Source organism: Yersinia sp. 2542 StPb PI (assembly GCF_048593855.1).
In the GTDB taxonomy this organism is placed as follows: domain Bacteria; phylum Pseudomonadota; class Gammaproteobacteria; order Enterobacterales; family Enterobacteriaceae; genus Yersinia; species Yersinia enterocolitica_E.
On record NZ_JAZGQA010000087.1, the window covers coordinates 1 to 18,173 of the forward strand.

An 18,173-nucleotide genomic window follows, 5' to 3' on the forward strand; every position below is an offset into this window, starting at 1 on the left:
TTAGCAAAGCAGGCTTGTACTAATAGCCACAGTTGATTGCATAAATTTCATTTACCACTAGATAGCATCTAGCAGACAATTTGCTTACAGGGAAAGGACAGCAACGGGGTTCTGAGGCTTTTAAATATGATTAATTATAAATCAAAATCTCTGGCACCAAAGCTCCGTTCCTTTTTATAATTTATAGGTGCAAAACTATAAAAGTTGAAGCATTGAGAGGAAGGCAAAATATCATATCAACCCCATCTAGATAGCACGATCAGATAGGGTTGATACGTAACGCTCGGCCTACTTAATCAAAAACACCTGTCGACAAGTATCGGTCACCACGGTCACAAACAATCGCCACGATCACCGCTGCGGGGTTCTGTGCCGCCACCCGCAGCGCACCGGCAACCGCACCGCCAGAACTGACACCACAAAAAATACCCTCTTCCGTGGCCAGCCTTCGTGTCGTTTCCTCTGCTTCGTACTGGGTGATATCCAGTACCTGATCAACCAACTCCGGGCGGAAAATCCCCGGCATGTATCCCGGTGACCAACGGCGGATACCGGGAATACTACTTCCTTCAGCGGGTTGTAGGCCGATAATGGTAACTTGCGGGTTTTGGCTTTTCAGATATTGGCTAACGCCGGTAATCGTCCCGGTAGTTCCCATGCTGGACACAAAATGGCTCACTTTACCCGCGGTTTGTTGCCAGATTTCTGGCCCGGTACCGCTGAAATGTGCGTAGGGGTTATCGCTGTTATTGAACTGATCCAACACCTTACCCTGCCCTTCAGCCTGCATCCTTAGCGCTTCATCGCGCGCCCCTTCCATTCCTTGCTCACGACTCACCAGAATTAACTCCGCACCGTAGGCACGCATTGCGGCCTGCCGCTCTTGACTCATATTTTCCGGCATCAGTAGCTTTAGCTTATAGCCCTTCATCGCCGCGATCATCGCCAGCGCAATACCAGTATTACCACTGGTCGCCTCGATCAACACATCACCCGGAGCTATTTCTCCACGTAATTCTGCCTGCCGGATCATGGTCAGTGCCGCACGGTCTTTGACCGAGCCTGCCGGATTATTGCCTTCCAATTTGACCCAAATCTGCGCATCCAGCCCTTGGCTTAAACGTTGCAGTTTGACGAGTGGGGTGTTGCCGATGCATTGTTCGAGGGTTGTCACTGTAAATACCTATTAAATACCCTTCTTCCTTGAAGCGGCAGCTATGTTCACTGCTCTCACGAACCCGAATCACTTACTTATGTAAGCTCATCGGGATTCGCTCGTTAGCTGCCTTGCTGCCACTCCAATGACGTTGGGTATAATTCTATGTTTACCAAAAGAAGAAAAACTTATCAGGCGCTTTGGGCTAAAGCAATGGGTTGTAATAATTGGTCGCCAGAATATAAGCGTGCATTTAACCCGCCCACATAATAACGGTTACCGCGCACCGGAGCGTCAATTTCGCCTTCCGGCAGTACCACACTGATAGGATCCTGATGCCAACCAATAGGTTGCACCGTCAGTTGCCAGAAGTGACCACGCGGGCTAACTTCAAGCACTTGGACCGGCAGTGGGCAACGATCACTGGCGTGTGTATTGACCTCCATCTCCCACGGACGCAGGAATAAATCAACACTGCCCTGATGCATTGGGGCCAAATCCAGCGGCCAGTGGTGCGCGCCAATATAGAGTTGTGAGCCTCGAATCTCTCCACTCAAGCGATTAACTTCGCCCAGGAATTCCAGCACAAAGCGGGTCGCAGGGTAGCGCCACACTTCATCTGGCGTCCCGACCTGCTCGATATTACCCTGGCTCATCACCACCACCCGATCAGCAACTTCCATGGCTTCTTCCTGATCATGAGTGACGAAGACGCTGGTAAATTTCAACTCTTCATGTAACTGGCGCAACCAGCGACGTAACTCTTTACGCACCTGTGCATCCAGCGCACCGAATGGCTCATCCAGCAACAGAATTTGTGGCTCGACGGCCAACGCCCGCGCCAGGGCCACACGCTGTTTCTGTCCACCAGAAAGTTGTGATGGGTAACGGCTGGCAAGATGACCTAATTGCACCATCTCCAACAGTTGCTCCACCTTCTGTTTGATAGCTGCCGCATTCGGCCGCTCACGGCGCGGTAACACCGTCAAACCAAATGCAATGTTATCGAATACTGTCATATGGCGGAACAAGGCGTAATGCTGAAAAACGAACCCGACACGTCGATCACGGGCATGCAGGCGGCTAACGTCAGTGCCATGGAAACTTAAACGTCCGGCGTTCTGGTTCTCCAGCCCGGCAATAATGCGCAGAAGGGTCGTTTTCCCCGAACCGGAAGGACCAAGCAAAGCCACCATCTGGCCAGAAGGAATATCAAGCCGGATGTCATTTAGTACCTTGGTGCGACCAAAATACTTGCTGATATTATCAATCTCAATGCTCATGCTTTTGCTCCTGTTCGAGACGAACAACCTGACGCGCTAAGCGCCATTGCAGGCCGCTTTTCAGAAAAAGGGTCAATATTGCCATCAGGGTCAGTAACGCGGCGGCGGTAAATGCCCCGGCAGTATTGTAATCCTGATGCAACAACTCAACTTGCAGTGGCAAGGTATAGGTTTCGCCACGAATAGAACCGGATACCACAGAGACTGCCCCGAACTCGCCAATGGCGCGGGCATTGGTCAACACCACGCCATACAACAATGCCCAGCGAATGTTCGGTAACGTTACCCGGCGGAACATCTGCCAGCCGGATGCACCCAGTAATACTGCGGCTTCATCTTCCTGGCTGCCCTGACTCATCATCACCGGCACCAGTTCACGCACCACAAATGGGCAGGTGACGAAAATGGTGACCAACACCATACCGGGCCACGAGAACATCAATTGAATGTCGTGAGAATCTAACCAGCCCCCCACCACACCATTTGAACCGTAAAACAGCAGGTACATCAGGCCGGCGACTACCGGTGAGACCGCAAACGGAATATCAATTAGGGTCATCAATAGCTGGCGGCCGGGAAATACAAACCGCGTCACCAACCATGCCAGTACCACACCAAACACCAAATTCACCGGCACCGTAATCAGTGCCACCAGCACAGTCAGCCAAATGGCATGCAACATGTCCGGGTCTAATAAATTCTGCCCGACCACCGCTATCCCTTTGGAAAAAGCAGTGATAAAGATCCACACCATCGGGATCACTAACAGTAAAAATGAGAACACCGCACCGATGGCGATCAGGGTCCATTTGCCCCAATTGATTGGTGGGCGGGCTACGCCGTTAAATTCAGTGATATCAGCCATCAGTGCCCGCCTATCCGCCGACCAAAGCGGCTTTGTAACGTGTTAATACCAAACAGCAATACCAATGAAACGGCCAGAATAACGGAGGCAATGGCACTGGCAGCCGGGTAATCAAATTCTTGTAGTCGGATGAAGATCATCAGTGAGGTCACTTCGGTCTTCCAGGCAATGTTACCGGCGATAAAGATAACTGCGCCAAACTCCCCCAGACTGCGGGTAAAGGATAAAGCAGTGCCTGCCAGTAATGCCGGAGCCAGTTCTGGCATCACCACCAGCCGGAAGCTCTGCCAACGGCTGGCGCCGAGAGTTTCCGCGGCTTCTTCATATTCGGGACCCAATTCTTCCAACACCGGTTGTACTGTGCGCACCACAAACGGCAAGCTGGTAAACGCCATCGCCACGGCAATCCCCAACCAGGTAAAGGAGACTTTAATCCCCAGTTCGTTCAACCAGGCACCGTACCAACCGGTGGTCGAAAATAGCGTTGCTAATGTCAGACCCGCCACCGCCGTGGGTAAGGCGAACGGCAAATCCATCAAACCATCCAACAAACTACGGCCGGGGAACTGATAGCGGGTCAGAATCCACGCCATCAACATACCGAAAACCGCATTAAATACGCTGGCGACGCCTGCGGCCAGTAAGGTCACTTTATAAGCAGCAACCACTTGGGGGTTAGTAATCACCTCCCAGTACTGTGCCCAACTCATCTGTGCAACCTGCATGACTAACGCGCTGAGCGGTAATAATAAGATCAGGCAGGTGTAAAGCAGGCTGCTCCCGAGACTGAGGGTAAATCCGGGCAGAACCCGTTTACTGGATGCCGACAACATTACTGATGCCCTTGCGCTAACAATTTATCCAGCACGCCGCCAGTCACGAAATGGGTACTCATCACCTGCGGCCAGCTACCGAATTGATCTTCAACACGGAATAGTTTGGTTTGTGGGAATTGGGACTTGGCCGCTTCCATTGCCGCTTTGTCGTAAACCCGATAATTAAAGCTGGTGATCACTTGCTGTGCTGGCGGACTGTAGAGATAGTTGAGATAAGCTTTAGCCGCTTTCTCAGTGCCATTCTTCTCGACATTTTTATCCACCCAGGCAACCGGGAATTCAGCCAAAATATCTACCGGCGGGACAATTACTTCGTATTTATCACTGCCGTACTCTTTACGGATATTGTTAACTTCCGATTCAAAACTGATCAGCACATCACCCAACCCGCGTTCAACGAAGGTAGTGGTAGCACTACGGCCACCAGTATCAAACACCACTACATTGGTCAGGAAACGCTTCATCCAGTCGCGGGTTTTAGCCTCATCCTTACCATTCGCTTGTTGGGTAGCACCCCATGCCGCCAGATAGGTGTAACGGCCATTACCGGAAGTTTTTGGATTCGGGAACACCAGTTTGACGTCTTCACGCACCAGATCATCCCAATTGTGGATATTCTTTGGATTACCCTTACGTACCAGGAATGCCATGGTGGAATAAAACGGTGAGCTGTTATTAGGTAACCGCGCCTGCCAGTCGGCCGGGATCAGATTGCCCCGGTCATGTAGGATCTGCACATCGGTGACTTGGTTATAAGTCACCACATCTGCTTTCAAGCCCTGTAAGATAGCCAGTGCCTGTTTAGACGACCCAGCATGAGATTGTTTGATGGTCAGCTTGTCGCCGGGATTTTGCTGCTCCCACTGTTGCTGGAAGCCGGGATTGAGGGCCGTGAATAACTCGCGGGAAACATCATAAGAGCTGTTAAGCAACTCAGTGGCAGAGGCAGTTGCACTGGCGAAAATTAACGCGCTTAATAAGGCAACACGGTGCCATCCTTTACGCGTACCGTTCTTCACTGAAGTCTGTTTCATGCTGCACCTTATTCACTGAGTTCATCCGACAGGCATGTCATTAAATGTGAACAGTGCCTTTAATATCTTCAGTGTATTTATAACTAGGTGCATACCTATAATGCTTTTATATACCGTTTAGTGATGTTCAAGTATCAAATGCTCTAAGCCAGCAACAACGCTGGTCGCAAGCCACTCCCTTTTGCCCATTAAAAAACCCGGCCAACCGGCACCGGGTGATAGCAAAGACTTATTGAGTAAAAATTGTCGGTTGCGAAAAACCGGCCCTTCAGCCTTTCGTCATTACAGCGATAATAATTGAGTCAGCGACGGTGCGAAGTAATAACTACCGGTTACTGGCTTACTGAAACCTAATAACAGATCGTGCTTATCGTCTATCGCGCCAAACATACTTAATAATTGTTGTTCGATATTATGTAAGCGTGCGCAATAAGCAATAAAGTACAAACCGTGTTTGCCACTGGCGGTACCGTAAGGCAAGCTTTGACGCAGAATTTTCAATCCTTTGCCATTTTCTTTTAAATCGACCCGGCTAACATGGGAGGTCTCCGGGCGCTTATCTGATGGCAATTCTTCGCTAGCATGCTTGGTACGCCCAACAATTTGCTCTTGCTTATGTTCAGGAATACGCTGCCATTTTTTCAGGTCGTGCTCATAACGCTGTACTAACACATAGCTGCCACCGGCATCTTCTTCACCATCCGCAATCACCGCCACTTCCGAGCGGCTTTCCCCTTGTGGGTTTTCGGTGCCATCAATAAAACCAGTAAAATCACGTTCTTCTACCCAGCGAAAACCATGTGTCTCTTCTTCAACGGTGATGGCATCGCCAAAAGCAGCCATCGCGGCCTGGGCTAAAGTAAAGTTGATATCCTGACGCAATGACTGAATATGAATCAATAAATCGCGTTGTGTTGCGGGGGCAACCATTGGTGCTTTGCCTAATGGCACAAAAGGTTTTAACTCATTAGCCCCTTTACCACCGGATAGGTCATGCCAAATATCAGAACCAAAAGCAATCACAGCACCTAAATACTCGTTAGGAAATTTTTGCTGTAACTCCTGCAATGACTGACAGAATTGTTTGCACCCCTGACGAATAGCATCTAGCTCGCCCTGTACTTTTGCTTCCATAAAAATGGCAAAACGACAATGTTCCATCAGAATGCCACTCTGAACTTGAGTCATGTTTGGTTCCTCACAAAATATCGGTATTAATTATGGCGAATATAATAGCTGAACCGATTAGGATTACCTTGCGGCAACGCAAAATAAATTTAGGCAGAGGAAGTGAGACCAAAGGTGGGAATATTATTAGCTAGTAATGATAAATCTGCCAGAAGCCAATTTGGACGCGGTTTGCAGCGGCCTCACCTTCAGATGCCCAAATAATGGGCCGAGTAATGAGTGCCGCTAACACTGCTATAACGTCAGGAACCAAGGGATGGTTATTCGCCTTTAGCTCGCCAGATAATCTTGCTCACTTTCCAACTTTGCAATGTATCATCGGATGGCATTAAACCTTCAGGACCATGCCAGTCGCCATCAAATAAATAGCTGACGTGCTTGCTGTCCGGTGCCGCACACTCTATTTGCGCACTATCATCACCGCTGCCTTTGCGGCAAACACCAAAGGCTTTTTTATATAGTTCACTGAATGGTGTACCAATCGTAACACCCCATTGGCTGGGAATAGACTTATCCATAACATCAATGCGCTCTACCGTGCCTTTCGGTTGCCCTGAGATAACCAGTTTGATTTGGTTCTCTTTCATCGCCTGATAGAAGGAAATCAATTTATCGTCGTTGGTCGCCATACCGCTACGCAGCCGGAAATCGCCTTTTAACCCCTCTTTGATATCACTCTCAGTCAACGCAGTAGTGGCGGTAATTCCACCAACCCCCTGATCAGTCACCTGCATACTGCTGCTGCCAAACCAATTCAGTGGTGACAGACTGGACCAGGAAAAACCTGACATGGTTGAGCACCCGGCTAACAACAAAGGGGCACCCAGTAATAACAATCTCACCCCAGATAACCGTGGGCGAATATTCATCTAAAGCTCCTTATAAAACCACCGCATCCGGTAAGCTGTTCTGCATTGTACAAGTTACAGAGGGCATCTACATGCGCAGTTTAAAAATGATAACCAGTGGTTTGAGTCCACACAGCTAAAAAAGTGCCATAACACTACCGGCTTTAATTGTTATAACCAATAAATAGGTCTAATCGGATAGACTCGCGGCCATCGTATTGCAATACTTCAGCACGCCTTAACGCAAATTTGGTCTACTATTGGGTACCACAAAGGCTTGTGTAGTTTTTGTTTTCAAACGTAATGATTCATGCATTGAAGGAGCAATAAAATGAAGAAATTAACCTTAGCGGCAACCTTGGTTATGTTATGCAGCACGCCATTGCTGGCACAGAGTGCCACAGCACAAGGGGGCTTCGACGGCCCGGCAGCAACACAGACACAACCGACGGCTCAGGGCGGATTTGCGGGTCCAAGTGCAGCCAATACCACGGTAGATAAAGTCAAAACCATGCGTGATGACACCCATGTCACTCTGCAAGGGAATATTGTCGAGCGCCTTGGCCACGATACTTACACCTTCCGCGACAGCACCGGTACCATTACCGTTGATATTGATAACAAGCGCTGGAACGGTCAAACCATCTCGCCACAAGATAAAGTCCAAATCGAAGGCGAAGTTGATAAAGACTGGAACTCGGTAGAAGTTGATGTGAAAAGTATTACCAAGATTAAGTAATTAATCTTTACCCTATCCTCTGCGGCTTTATCAGCTTTTGGGGATAGGGTTATTACCATATTAAGGGTGAGGCCAAAAGGGCGACCTTAATACTCCTGATCCACAATCAGCCGTTTGCCCAGCATAATCGTGTCTTGGGTTTCGTAATCGAGCTTTTCATACATGCCGATCACTGCGTCATTGTCTTCGCGCACCATGATATTCAGCTTTGGGCAGCCGCGGGCAATGAGTTTCTTTTCTAGGCGGCTGATCAGCGCATTGGCAAAGCCACGGCCACGGAAGTCAGGATGGACCCCCAGATAATAAGCCGAGCCACGGTGGCCATCGTAACCGCCCATGATTGACCCCACAATCGCCCCACTCACTTCCGCTACTAAAAACAGTTCGGGCGAGTGATTCAACTTACGCTCAATATCCATTTCTGGATCATTCCAAGGCCGCAGCAAGTCGCAATGCTCCCACAGCAGAATCACTTCTTCAAAATCGTCTTGCTGAAATACGCGGATTTCCATGGATGTTTGCACCCTTGAGTAATATGGATATTCTGATTATCGTGGCAATATTATATCACGCAATATTAAAGTGATATTTCCCACCGTGATAGTGAGTAATGATATTTGAGAAGAAGCAGATAAATCTTGCCGATCTTGTAGTTTAATAGCCGCAAATCCACACAGAAAGTACAATAATGGCGGCGAATCGGGGTATACTTGGCCCCTAAATATTTGCAAGCTAATAGAACCCTCGCTGATGAATTCACCCGATACCGCCCAAATCAAAACCTACCTGCTAGCTTTGCAGGATAAAATCTGTGCCGCACTGACACATGCCGATGGCGGAGCAACCTTCACAGAAGAGAGCTGGATCCGCGAAGAAGGCGGCGGCGGGCGCAGTCGGGTATTGGTTAATGGGGTGGTATTTGAACAGGCGGGGGTTAATTTCTCTCATGTGTCTGGTGCAGCATTACCCGCATCCGCTACTGCGCATCGCCCCGAATTGGCCGGTCGTAGTTTTCAGGCACTTGGGGTGTCGCTGGTGATTCATCCACTAAGCCCTTATCTGCCCACCAGCCATGCCAATGTGCGTTTCTTTATTGCTGAGAAACCTGGCGAAGATCCGGTGTGGTGGTTTGGTGGCGGTTTCGATTTAACCCCTTACTACGGCTTTGAAGAAGATGCTATTCACTGGCATCAGACCGCCCATCAGTTGTGCCAACCTTTTGGTAAAGAAATCTACCCACGCTATAAAAAATGGTGTGACGATTACTTCTATATCAAGCATCGCAATGAAGCGCGAGGCATTGGTGGCCTGTTTTACGATGACTTGAATAGCCCTGATTTTGATACCTGTTTCCGCTTCACTCAGGCGGTAGGTGATGGTTTCCTTGATGCTTATATGCCTATTGTTGCACGGCGCAAAGCATTGAGTTGGGGGGAGCGTGAGCGTCAGTTCCAACTTTATCGCCGTGGCCGTTATGTGGAATTTAATCTGGTGTGGGACCGTGGCACCTTGTTCGGTTTGCAAACCGGTGGTCGTACCGAATCTATTTTGATGTCGCTGCCACCCCTGGTGCGCTGGGAATATAACTATCAGCCGGCAGAAGATAGCGCTGAAGCGGCGCTATATCGCGATTTTCTGCCCGTAAAAGAGTGGCTAGCGACCGGAGAACAGCACTGATGCAAATTTGGGTTGATGCGGACGCCTGTCCGAATGTGATTAAAGAGGTGTTATTTCGCGCCGCAGATCGTACCGGCATGATGGTCACGCTGGTGGCTAATCAGCCATTGAAAACCCCACCATCAAAATTTATCCGAACCTTACAAGTCGCCTCCGGTTTTGATGTTGCTGATAATGAAATCGTGCAACGGGTGGAGAAAAATGATCTGGTTATCACGGCAGATATTCCCCTGGCCGCCGAAGTGATAGACAAAGGCGGTATCGCCCTGAATCCACGCGGTGAGCGCTATACACCAGACACCATCCGTGAACGGCTGAATATGCGTGACTTTATGGATACCATGCGTGCCAGCGGCATTCAAACCGGTGGACCTAACACCTTAAATCAGCGTGACCGCCAGCAATTTGCCAACGAACTGGATAAGTGGTTACAGCAAGCCTGCAAAAACTGCGGTTAGATCCTGATAAACAAAAAACCGCCAAATAACGTATTCAATATAAATAGGATCCACTTCAGAAGATGGGTTTCAGCAAACTGACGATGCTAAACCAAGGGGAAACGCCCCGTTCGGGTCGTAGCGACGTAAGTCGCCGGAGCGCCCGTAGGTGCGGTCGCCCCTTGGCTCATTGTGTTATAACGCAAGTAACTTATAAAGGTTCGGTTTGCGCTTCAACCACCGCTAACGCCACCATATTCACGATCCGACGCACTGAAGCAATTGGCGTCAAGATATGCACCGGTTTCGCCACCCCCATCAGCACTGGCCCAACCGTTACTCCTTCCGATGATGTCACCCGCAGCAGGTTGTAACTGATACGTGCCGCTTCCATATTCGGCATAATCAACACGTTGGCAGCACCTTTCAATGGGCTGTCTGGCATCAGGTTATGGCGAATACTTTCCACCAGCGCGGCATCACCATGCATCTCACCGTCAATTTCCAGCTCTGGTGCCATCTGATTAACCAATTCCAACGTGCGGCGCATTTTACGCGCGGCTGGGCAGTCTGAGGTGCCAAAGCTGGAGTGAGATAACAGTGCCACTTTCGGTTCAATCCCGAAGCGACGCACAGTTTCAGCGGCCATTAAGGTAATCTCAGCCAACTGCTCTGGTGTCGGATCATCATTGACATAAGTATCCGCAATAAAAGTGTTACCGGTAGGTAGCAACAGTGCATTCATCGCACCCGCCACATGAGCACCTTCACGGAAACCGAATACTTTCTCTACCACATCGTAATGTTCATGATAGGTACCGATAGTGCCACAAATCATTGCATCAGCTTCACCACGATGCACCATGATCGAACCAATCAGTGTGGGATTACCAATCACTGCACGACGGGCTTGCTCTTGCGAGACGCCACGACGTTTCATGATTTGATAATACTCTTGCCAGTACTCGTTAAAACGCGAATCGGATTCATTGTTAACCACCTCAAAGTCTTTACCTGCTGTAATTTGCAGGCCCAACTTCTTCAGTCGGGTCTCAATCACACTCGGGCGGCCAATCAGAATAGGATAAGCCAGTTCCTGCGAGATCAACTCCTGAGTAGCATGCAGCACCCGCTCTTCTTCCCCTTCCGCCAATACCACCCGTTTCATCTCTTTCTTCGCCTGCGAGAAAATAGGTTTCATAAACAGGTTAGTTTTGTAGACAAACTCAGACAGCTTTTCGATGTAAGCACTAAAATCGGCAATTGGCCGGGTTGCCACACCAGAGTCCATCGCCGCTTTGGCCACTGCCGGTGCAATTTTTACAATCAGACGCGGGTCGAATGGTTTAGGAATTATGTACTCAGGGCCAAAGGAGAGGTCTTGCTCACCGTAAGCGGATGCCACCACATCACTCTGCTCAGCCAGCGCCAGATCCGCAATGGCATGCACACAAGCCAGTTTCATCTCTTCATTAATGGTGGTGGCACCGACATCCAGCGCGCCACGGAAGATGAACGGGAAGCACAGTACGTTGTTAACCTGATTGGGATAATCCGAGCGGCCAGTGCAAATAATCGCATCAGGGCGCACCGCTTTCGCCAACGGCGGCAGGATCTCTGGTTCCGGGTTCGCCAGTGCCAAAATCAATGGGTTCGGTGCCATGGTTTTCACCATGTCCTGAGTTAAAACCCCCGGGCCAGAACAACCGAGGAAGATGTCCGCACCCGGCATCGCATCACCCAGCGTGCGTTGACCGTTATCTTCAATCGCATACGCCGCTTTGGTTTGTGCCATATTGGCTTCACGGCCTTTATAAATCACACCTTTGGAATCGCATGCAGTGATATTGTGATGTTTTAATCCCAGCGCCACCAGCAGGTTTAAACAGGCAATCGATGCCGCCCCTGCCCCTGATACCACCAGTTTCACATCGCTGATGTCTTTCTTCACCACCCGCAGGCCATTGAGTACCGCAGCGGTGCAGATAATCGCCGTGCCATGCTGATCATCGTGGAATACCGGGATCTTCATGCGTTCACGCAATTTTTGCTCAATATAGAAACATTCCGGTGCTTTGATATCTTCCAGATTAATGCCACCGAATGTCGGTTCCAGCGACGCGATAATATCAATCAATTTGTCTGGATCGAGTTCATCCACTTCAATATCAAATACATCAATACCTGAAAATTTCTTAAACAGAACGCCCTTACCTTCCATTACCGGTTTACCGGCCAATGCGCCAATATTGCCCAGTCCCAGCACCGCAGTACCATTGGAAATCACAGCAACCAGATTGCCGCGCGCCGTGTATTTGTAAGCAGCCAAAGGATCAGCAGCAATTTCTAAACACGGAGCCGCCACACCGGGCGAGTAAGCCAGCGCCAAATCCCGTTGGGTTGCTAGCGGTTTGGTTGGCGACACCTGAATTTTCCCTGGGGTTGGATATTGGTGAAAATCAAGCGCACTCTGTTTCAACTGTTCGTCCATTGTAGGTTCCCTTTGATTTTATTCTTCGAGGTTATACCCAATAAACTTGAAATTGCAGGCAGGCAGCAAGTGAACCAATCCCGATAAGCGCACGATGATAAGTGATTCGGGTGAGTGAACGTAGCTAACACCACGGTGGTTTCAAGGTCGAAGGGTATATATGACCAATAACAGAACCAGTATAGTGAGTGATTTATCACAATCTATGAAGCAGGCCATACTCTGCATAACATTTTTGCTTCAATTGAAGAATTTACTTATCAATCAGAGAGGATGGTCAACAATCGGGGGAGTGAATGCCGCTAACATCACGGCAATATCGGTAAGAAAGGTATTTATTTGAACCAATTATGAATTTGGGCGTATTGCAATAACATAATCGTCTTACCATCTTTAATGCGGCCATCAGCAATCATGGCAATGGCTTCGCTAAACGGCAGTTCAACCACGTCGATCACCTCGTCTTCCACGCCGACATCATCAGTAATTTTCTGATCTGGATGATATTCCGCCGCAAAGAAATAGATAATTTCAGTCACGCCCCCCGGCGACATATAAGCTTCAAACAGCTTCTGCACTTTATCAACCTGATAACCCGTCTCTTCCATCGCTTCACGGCGGATACACTCTTCCGGTGAGTCGTTATCCAGCAAACCGGCACAGGCTTCCAGCAACATGCCACCAGGATTGCCATTCACATAGGTTGGCATGCGGAATTGTTCAATCAGTACCACGGTACCCTTCTGGCGGTTATACAGCAGAATGGTTGCGCCGTTACCCCGGTCATACACTTCACGAATCTGTTGTACCGGAGTCCCGTTATCAGTTATTAAATCAAAGGTGTATTTGTGTAGTTTGAACCAGTTTTTGGATAATAATTCACTCTGAATATTTTCAATTTTGACTGACATAAACCCTTCTCTACTCCGAACAACATCATAAAATTTTATTTACTTAGCTAACGCTAGTGCCTGCTTTTTTGCAATAGGAACCCGCATAATAAAAAATGCCCTGTCGACACGACGTCCACAGGGCATCTCAAGGTCACTCAACAGCTAACACTGCGGCAACGCCAAGGAGAAAGGCGATGTTAGAAGCCGGTAGGAATATCCTTCATATCCGGTAACTTATGGGCTATCCCTTTGTGGCAGTCGATACAGGTTTTCCCTTCGGTTATCGCCTTACTGTGCATTTTCGCCGCGACCGTTTTTTGTGCGGTGAAGTCCATATTGTCGAAATTATGGCAGTTACGGCACTCTTGCGAGCCATTGGCTTTCATTCGCGCCCACTCATTTTCGGCCATGGTTAGGCGGTGAGCCTCAAACTTTTGCGGGGTATCAATCAGGCCGAAAGCCTTGGCATACAGCTCTTTACTCGCCTTGATTTTACGCAGCATCTTTGGCCCCCACTCATGGGGAACGTGACAATCCGGGCAGGTCGCCTTCACACCACTGCGGTTGCTGTAGTGGATGGTCCCCATATATTCCTGATAAACGTTATCTTTCATCTCATGGCAGCTAATACAGAATTTCTCGGTATTCGCCATCTCCATGCCGGTGTTAAATCCCCCCCAGAAAATGATGCCACTGACAAAGCCAATCAGCAGTAAAGTCCCGAGCGCCAGCCGGCTTGGCCTGCGCCACCACTGCCATATACGTCTGATAACACCGGGCTTTTTAGTTTCGCTCATAACTTATCTCGCTTATCGCTCATTTCGGTTATTGGCCAAAGCCAGGGGCTGGCTGGAAGCTGTTACCGACAATCGGTGCGGCATCGGTTTGTGGCACATGGCATTGCAGGCAGAAATAGCGACGTGGTGAGACTTCACTCGATACTTTGCCATCACGGTCAATAAAGTGGGTTGGGCTGACACGCGGTGCTCCGGTGGTGCGATAGTGCTCCACACCGTGGCATTGCAGGCAACGATTGGTATTTTTACTGATTTGATAGCCATCCACGCTATGCGGGATCAGCGGGGGTTGGTTAACATAGTTCAGTGCCATGCGCTGTTGCTGTTTCGGCATTTTCACTTTGCCTTCAGCCGTGCCAGACACTTCTGGTGATTGAGTCAAGTCCATTTCGACATTGCTGGCAGCAGTGGCTGCACCGGCGATCACCAACACCGCCAGCAGCGATATAACTGACAAAAACCGGCGGTTGAATGATTTAAAAATCGTGTTATTCATTATTTTCTCCTGAGTACACCGTCTTTATCCTGAGCATCCCTGGATGAGGGTTATAACTGGCTGCTCATGCCTGCCCCGCAGGGCAGGCAATCTCAATTACGCCACTACCCGTGCCAACTTCACTGCACATTTTTTGAAGTCAGTTTCTTTGGATAACGGATCGGTGGCATCCAGCGTCAGGTTATTGACCAACTGCGCGGCATCGAAGAACGGCATATACACCAGTCCTTGTGGTGGGCGGTTACGACCACGGGTTTCTACCAATGAGGTCACTTCGCCACGGCGTGAAATTACTTTCACTTTGTCACCACGCCGCAAATCACGGGCTTTGGCATCCAGTGGGTGAATGAATAGCACCGCTTCAGGGAAAGCACGGTGTAACTCAGGAACGCGACGGGTCATGGAACCGGTATGCCAATGCTCCAGCACACGGCCGGTAGAGAGCCACAGGTCATATTCCTGATCCGGGCTTTCAGCCGCAGGCTCGTAGGGTAGCGCAAAAATTACCGCCTTGCCGTCAGGCTTACCGTAGAAACGCACCTCTTCGCCTTTCGGCACGAAGGGATCGAACCCCTCACGGTAACGCCAGAGGGTTTCTTTACCATTCACCACCGGCCAGCGCAGGCCGCGCTCTTGGTGATAACGGTCAAACGGTGCTAAGTCATGGCCGTGTCCGCGACCAAAATCGGCATACTCTTCAAACAGCCCTTTCTGAATGTAGAAGCCGAAATCGCGTGCTTCGTCGTTCAGTTGATCGGCGGGGATTTCACTCAGTGGATATTTGCTGACCACATCGTTGGCAAACAGCACGTCATACAGCGTCTTACCGCGATACTCCGGTTTTTTATCGACCAACTCAGCAGGCCAAACCTCTTCAACTTTGAAGCGTTTGGCGAACTCGACAATCTGCCATAAGTCAGATTTCGCCTCGCCTGGTGCAGGGACTTGCTGACGCCAGAATTGGGTGCGTCGCTCTGCATTGCCATAAGCACCCTCTTTTTCCACCCACATCGCAGTCGGTAAAATAAGATCAGCAGCCAGTGCACTGATAGTGGGATAAGGGTCAGAAACCACAATAAAGTTGCGCGGATCACGCCAACCCGGCATGCGCTCTTCATTGATATTCGGACCCGCTTGCATGTTGTTATTACACATCACCCAGTAAGCATTAAGGGTGCCGTCTTTTAGCGCGCGATCTTGCGCCACCGCATGCAGCCCCACCTTCTCAGGGATAGTGCCGGCAGGCAGTTGCCACTTGGTTTCAGCAATCTGGCGATGTTTTTCGTTGGTCACCACCATATCTGCCGGTAGACGATGGGAGAAGGTCCCCACTTCACGGGCTGTGCCACAAGCAGAAGGCTGGCCGGTCAGAGAGAATGGGCCAGACCCCGGTTTAGAGATTTTGCCGGTTAACAGGTGCAGGTTGTAGCACATGTTGTTGGCCCAAACCCCGCGGGTGTGTTGGTTAAAACCCATGGTCCAGTAGGAGACTAATTTTACTTTCGGATCAGCATACAACTGCGCCAATGACACCAGTTGATCCTCCGGCACGCCGCTCATTTTAGCGGTTTTCTCTAGGGTATATTGCGCGACAAAGGCTTTGAAATCATCAAAACTCATCGGCTCGGAGGCATCACTACCCGGATTCTTGGCGGCTTTTTCCAACGGATGGGTTGGGCGCAGACCATAACCGATATCGGTGGCACCACGGCGGAAATTCACATGGCGGTCGAGGAAACCCTGATCAACAGCATTATTCTGGATAATGTAATTGGCGATGTAATTCATGATGGCCAGATCGGTCTGTGGCGTGAAGACGATCGGGTTATCTGCCAGCTCAAAACTACGGTGCTCAAAGGTAGAAAGGACGGCGATCCTGACATTGTCATCGGTCAGGCGGCGGCTGGTCATGCGCGACCACAAAATCGGGTGCATTTCTGCCATATTGGATCCCCAGAGCACGAATGCATCTGCTTCTTCAATATCATCGAAGCAACCCATAGGTTCATCCATACCAAAGGTACGCATAAAACCCACCACCGAAGAGGCCATACAATGACGAGCATTCGGGTCCAGATTGTTGGAGCGGAAGCCTGCTTTCAGCAACTTGGAAGCCGCATAGCCCTCCCATACCGTCCATTGGCCAGAGCCGAACATACCCACCGAGGTTGGGCCTTTTTCTTTTAGCGCGTTTTTGAATTTCAGCTCCATGATATCAAAGGCTTTCTCCCAACTTATCGGGGTAAAATCACCTTCTTTATCATACTGACCGTCTTTCATGCGCAGCAGCGGTTGAGTCAGTCGGTCTTTGCCATACAGGATTTTCGGCAGGAAATAGCCTTTGACGCAGTTTAACCCACGGTTAACCGGTGAGTCGGGATCCCCTTGCGACGCCACGATACGGCCATTTTGTGTTCCGACCAATACACCGCAGCCAGTGCCACAGAATCGGCAAGGTGCTTTGTCCCATTTTATTGCATTTGTTGTTTCACCCACCACGGCTTTAGCGACAGTAGGTATGGTCAATCCGGCGGCGGCGGCTGCGGCTACCGCAGCATTGGCCTTCATAAAATCCCGGCGGCTGAGTTTCATGGCATTTCCTCACCTTGGCTTTCCTGCTGGTGATAAACCAGCGATACAGCCAGCACACCATCCAGATTACGTGCTGACTCAATATGATTCAGGAGCACGTCTGAGCGCGCCGCCTGCATAACCACCACCAACTTGCCCAGAGTGGCATCACTGGTGGGTATTTCTGTTCCCGGGATAGCCAACAGGTCGTCGATCAGTTGTGCAATTCGCGCCGGTTTGGCTTGCAGCACCAATCCACAGACATGCCATTCTTTATCGTCCATCTTCACTCCGGGTAAGGGTTACTGCCTGAACCGGACAATTGGGCACACAGGCACCACATCCGTTACAAGCAGGAAGGTCTAATTCGGGCTGAGCAATGCCGTTTACGCGCGGACGAAATCGAATTGCCCTACTCTCACAGCTATCCTGACAGCTACGGCATTCAATATTGTGGAAAGGTAAACAGCGCTCTGAAATGTTGATTTTAAGTCGCCAGGGCGTCAGAGCTGTTGCGGTAAAAACACCGGCCTCACACACCTGTGCACAGGCCTGACAAAAACTACATTCAGCACGTTGGAAATCTATTTCGGGGAATCCGCCACTGCCAACCACCAATACGCCGGTTTCACAGGCAGTCACACAGGCATGACAGCGGGTACAGCCAGCAATAAAATCGGCTTCCATCACCGACCAGGGGGGCCTATGCACTGAAAGTTCTCGTTTATCTGCTTGCCAAAGGCCAGTCAGCAATTTACGCCGTGATAAATCAGTCATACTGATATCCTTAACATCTACTGGCGCGCCCGCATGTGCGATAGAGAGAGTTCATTCAAAGCCCGGAGGTTTACATTAGCTAGTG

General features: G+C 49.8%; 18 protein-coding genes. 3 read left to right on the forward strand and 15 right to left on the reverse strand.

The features are described from left to right. Positions 1–292: 292 nt before the first annotated feature. From cysM to V1952_RS12300, 7 genes are all read right to left on the reverse strand, one after another. Complete coding sequence (gene cysM / locus V1952_RS12270; protein ID WP_420074822.1) at positions 293–1,174, reverse strand: cysteine synthase CysM; 882 nt, start codon at positions 1,172–1,174, stop codon at positions 293–295. A gap of 173 nt (positions 1,175–1,347) precedes the next feature. Then, a complete protein-coding gene (cysA, locus tag V1952_RS12275; protein ID WP_083163403.1) occupies positions 1,348–2,439 on the reverse strand; it encodes a sulfate/thiosulfate ABC transporter ATP-binding protein CysA in 1,092 nt (363 codons plus the stop codon). Further along, positions 2,429–3,304 carry a sulfate/thiosulfate ABC transporter permease CysW gene (gene cysW / locus V1952_RS12280; RefSeq protein ID WP_083163401.1) on the reverse strand — a complete coding sequence of 292 codons (876 nt, stop codon included), beginning with the start codon at positions 3,302–3,304 and terminating at the stop codon, positions 2,429–2,431. The genes cysA and cysW overlap by 11 nt, the downstream gene beginning before the upstream one ends. Further along, the gene (gene cysT / locus V1952_RS12285) at positions 3,304–4,137 is read right to left on the reverse strand and encodes a sulfate/thiosulfate ABC transporter permease CysT (protein WP_372559594.1); all 834 of its coding nucleotides are present in this window, start codon (positions 4,135–4,137) and stop codon (positions 3,304–3,306) included. The genes cysW and cysT overlap by 1 nt, the downstream gene beginning before the upstream one ends. Further along, positions 4,137–5,174: a sulfate ABC transporter substrate-binding protein gene (locus V1952_RS12290; RefSeq protein ID WP_420074823.1), complete on the reverse strand. Its 1,038-nt coding sequence runs from the start codon at positions 5,172–5,174 to the stop codon at positions 4,137–4,139. The genes cysT and V1952_RS12290 overlap by 1 nt, the downstream gene beginning before the upstream one ends. 282 nt (positions 5,175–5,456) lie before the next feature. Beyond that, a complete protein-coding gene (locus V1952_RS12295; protein WP_420071682.1) occupies positions 5,457–6,362 on the reverse strand; it encodes a Dyp-type peroxidase in 906 nt (301 codons plus the stop codon). 260 nt (positions 6,363–6,622) lie between these two features. Then, positions 6,623–7,231: an RpoE-regulated lipoprotein gene (locus V1952_RS12300; RefSeq protein WP_420071681.1), complete on the reverse strand. Its 609-nt coding sequence runs from the start codon at positions 7,229–7,231 to the stop codon at positions 6,623–6,625. A gap of 310 nt (positions 7,232–7,541) precedes the next feature. Between V1952_RS12300 and V1952_RS12305 the strand changes: the two genes are divergently transcribed. Next, positions 7,542–7,949: a YgiW/YdeI family stress tolerance OB fold protein gene (locus V1952_RS12305; RefSeq protein WP_372559598.1), complete on the forward strand. Its 408-nt coding sequence runs from the start codon at positions 7,542–7,544 to the stop codon at positions 7,947–7,949. Positions 7,950–8,035: 86 nt separating this feature from the next. On the opposite strand, the gene V1952_RS12310 is transcribed toward V1952_RS12305, so the two are convergent. Beyond that, complete coding sequence (locus tag V1952_RS12310; RefSeq protein ID WP_050073546.1) at positions 8,036–8,461, reverse strand: GNAT family acetyltransferase; 426 nt, start codon at positions 8,459–8,461, stop codon at positions 8,036–8,038. Positions 8,462–8,699: 238 nt separating this feature from the next. On the opposite strand from V1952_RS12310, the gene hemF reads away from it, so the two are divergent. Then, on the forward strand, positions 8,700–9,626 hold the full coding sequence (gene hemF / locus V1952_RS12315) for an oxygen-dependent coproporphyrinogen oxidase (RefSeq protein ID WP_420071680.1): 927 nt from the start codon (positions 8,700–8,702) through the stop codon (positions 9,624–9,626). After that, positions 9,626–10,084, forward strand: a complete 459-nt coding sequence (locus tag V1952_RS12320) for a YaiI/YqxD family protein (RefSeq protein ID WP_372559611.1) — start codon at positions 9,626–9,628, stop codon at positions 10,082–10,084. The genes hemF and V1952_RS12320 overlap by 1 nt, the downstream gene beginning before the upstream one ends. A 190-nt stretch (positions 10,085–10,274) precedes the next feature. Here V1952_RS12320 and maeB read toward each other — a convergent pair whose 3' ends face one another. The 7 genes from maeB to napF all read right to left on the reverse strand — a co-directional run bounded on the left by maeB (position 10,275) and on the right by napF (position 18,088). After that, positions 10,275–12,554 (reverse strand): NADP-dependent oxaloacetate-decarboxylating malate dehydrogenase, encoded by a 2,280-nt coding sequence (gene maeB / locus V1952_RS12325; protein ID WP_083163356.1) that lies wholly within the window; start codon positions 12,552–12,554, stop codon positions 10,275–10,277. Positions 12,555–12,889: 335 nt separating this feature from the next. Beyond that, positions 12,890–13,465: a GDP-mannose pyrophosphatase NudK gene (gene nudK / locus V1952_RS12330; protein ID WP_372559612.1), complete on the reverse strand. Its 576-nt coding sequence runs from the start codon at positions 13,463–13,465 to the stop codon at positions 12,890–12,892. A 179-nt stretch (positions 13,466–13,644) separates the two neighbouring features. Next, positions 13,645–14,244 (reverse strand): cytochrome c-type protein NapC, encoded by a 600-nt coding sequence (gene napC / locus V1952_RS12335; RefSeq protein WP_372559613.1) that lies wholly within the window; start codon positions 14,242–14,244, stop codon positions 13,645–13,647. Positions 14,245–14,272: 28 nt separating this feature from the next. Beyond that, positions 14,273–14,740 (reverse strand): nitrate reductase cytochrome c-type subunit, encoded by a 468-nt coding sequence (gene napB / locus V1952_RS12340; protein ID WP_372559614.1) that lies wholly within the window; start codon positions 14,738–14,740, stop codon positions 14,273–14,275. A gap of 96 nt (positions 14,741–14,836) precedes the next feature. Next, positions 14,837–17,332, reverse strand: a complete 2,496-nt coding sequence (gene napA, locus V1952_RS12345) for a nitrate reductase catalytic subunit NapA (RefSeq protein ID WP_420074824.1) — start codon at positions 17,330–17,332, stop codon at positions 14,837–14,839. After that, entirely contained in the window at positions 17,329–17,595 is a 267-nt protein-coding gene (napD, locus tag V1952_RS12350) for a chaperone NapD (protein WP_083163344.1), read from the reverse strand. The genes napA and napD overlap by 4 nt, the downstream gene beginning before the upstream one ends. Continuing rightward, a complete protein-coding gene (gene napF / locus V1952_RS12355) occupies positions 17,585–18,088 on the reverse strand; it encodes a ferredoxin-type protein NapF (RefSeq protein ID WP_420071678.1) in 504 nt (167 codons plus the stop codon). Before napF ends, napD begins: the two co-directional genes overlap by 11 nt. Between the last annotated feature and the right edge of the window lie 85 nt (positions 18,089–18,173).

Bases quoted from the DNA above. Each gene is read 5' to 3' on its own strand.
- cysA (WP_083163403.1), bottom strand. From the start codon at position 2,439: ATGAGCATTGAGATTGATAATATCAGCAAGTATTTTGGTCGCACCAAG.
- cysW (WP_083163401.1), bottom strand. From the start codon at position 3,304: ATGGCTGATATCACTGAATTTAACGGCGTAGCCCGCCCACCAATCAAT.
- cysT (WP_372559594.1), bottom strand. From the start codon at position 4,137: ATGTTGTCGGCATCCAGTAAACGGGTTCTGCCCGGATTTACCCTCAGT.
- V1952_RS12290 (WP_420074823.1), bottom strand. From the start codon at position 5,174: ATGAAACAGACTTCAGTGAAGAACGGTACGCGTAAAGGATGGCACCGT.
- V1952_RS12295 (WP_420071682.1), bottom strand. From the start codon at position 6,362: ATGACTCAAGTTCAGAGTGGCATTCTGATGGAACATTGTCGTTTTGCC.
- V1952_RS12300 (WP_420071681.1), bottom strand. From the start codon at position 7,231: ATGAATATTCGCCCACGGTTATCTGGGGTGAGATTGTTATTACTGGGT.
- V1952_RS12305 (WP_372559598.1), top strand. From the start codon at position 7,542: ATGAAGAAATTAACCTTAGCGGCAACCTTGGTTATGTTATGCAGCACG.
- V1952_RS12310 (WP_050073546.1), bottom strand. From the start codon at position 8,461: ATGGAAATCCGCGTATTTCAGCAAGACGATTTTGAAGAAGTGATTCTG.
- hemF (WP_420071680.1), top strand. From the start codon at position 8,700: ATGAATTCACCCGATACCGCCCAAATCAAAACCTACCTGCTAGCTTTG.
- V1952_RS12320 (WP_372559611.1), top strand. From the start codon at position 9,626: ATGCAAATTTGGGTTGATGCGGACGCCTGTCCGAATGTGATTAAAGAG.
- maeB (WP_083163356.1), bottom strand. From the start codon at position 12,554: ATGGACGAACAGTTGAAACAGAGTGCGCTTGATTTTCACCAATATCCA.
- nudK (WP_372559612.1), bottom strand. From the start codon at position 13,465: ATGTCAGTCAAAATTGAAAATATTCAGAGTGAATTATTATCCAAAAAC.
- napC (WP_372559613.1), bottom strand. From the start codon at position 14,244: ATGAGCGAAACTAAAAAGCCCGGTGTTATCAGACGTATATGGCAGTGG.
- napB (WP_372559614.1), bottom strand. From the start codon at position 14,740: ATGAATAACACGATTTTTAAATCATTCAACCGCCGGTTTTTGTCAGTT.
- napA (WP_420074824.1), bottom strand. From the start codon at position 17,332: ATGAAACTCAGCCGCCGGGATTTTATGAAGGCCAATGCTGCGGTAGCC.
- napD (WP_083163344.1), bottom strand. From the start codon at position 17,595: ATGGACGATAAAGAATGGCATGTCTGTGGATTGGTGCTGCAAGCCAAA.
- napF (WP_420071678.1), bottom strand. From the start codon at position 18,088: ATGACTGATTTATCACGGCGTAAATTGCTGACTGGCCTTTGGCAAGCA.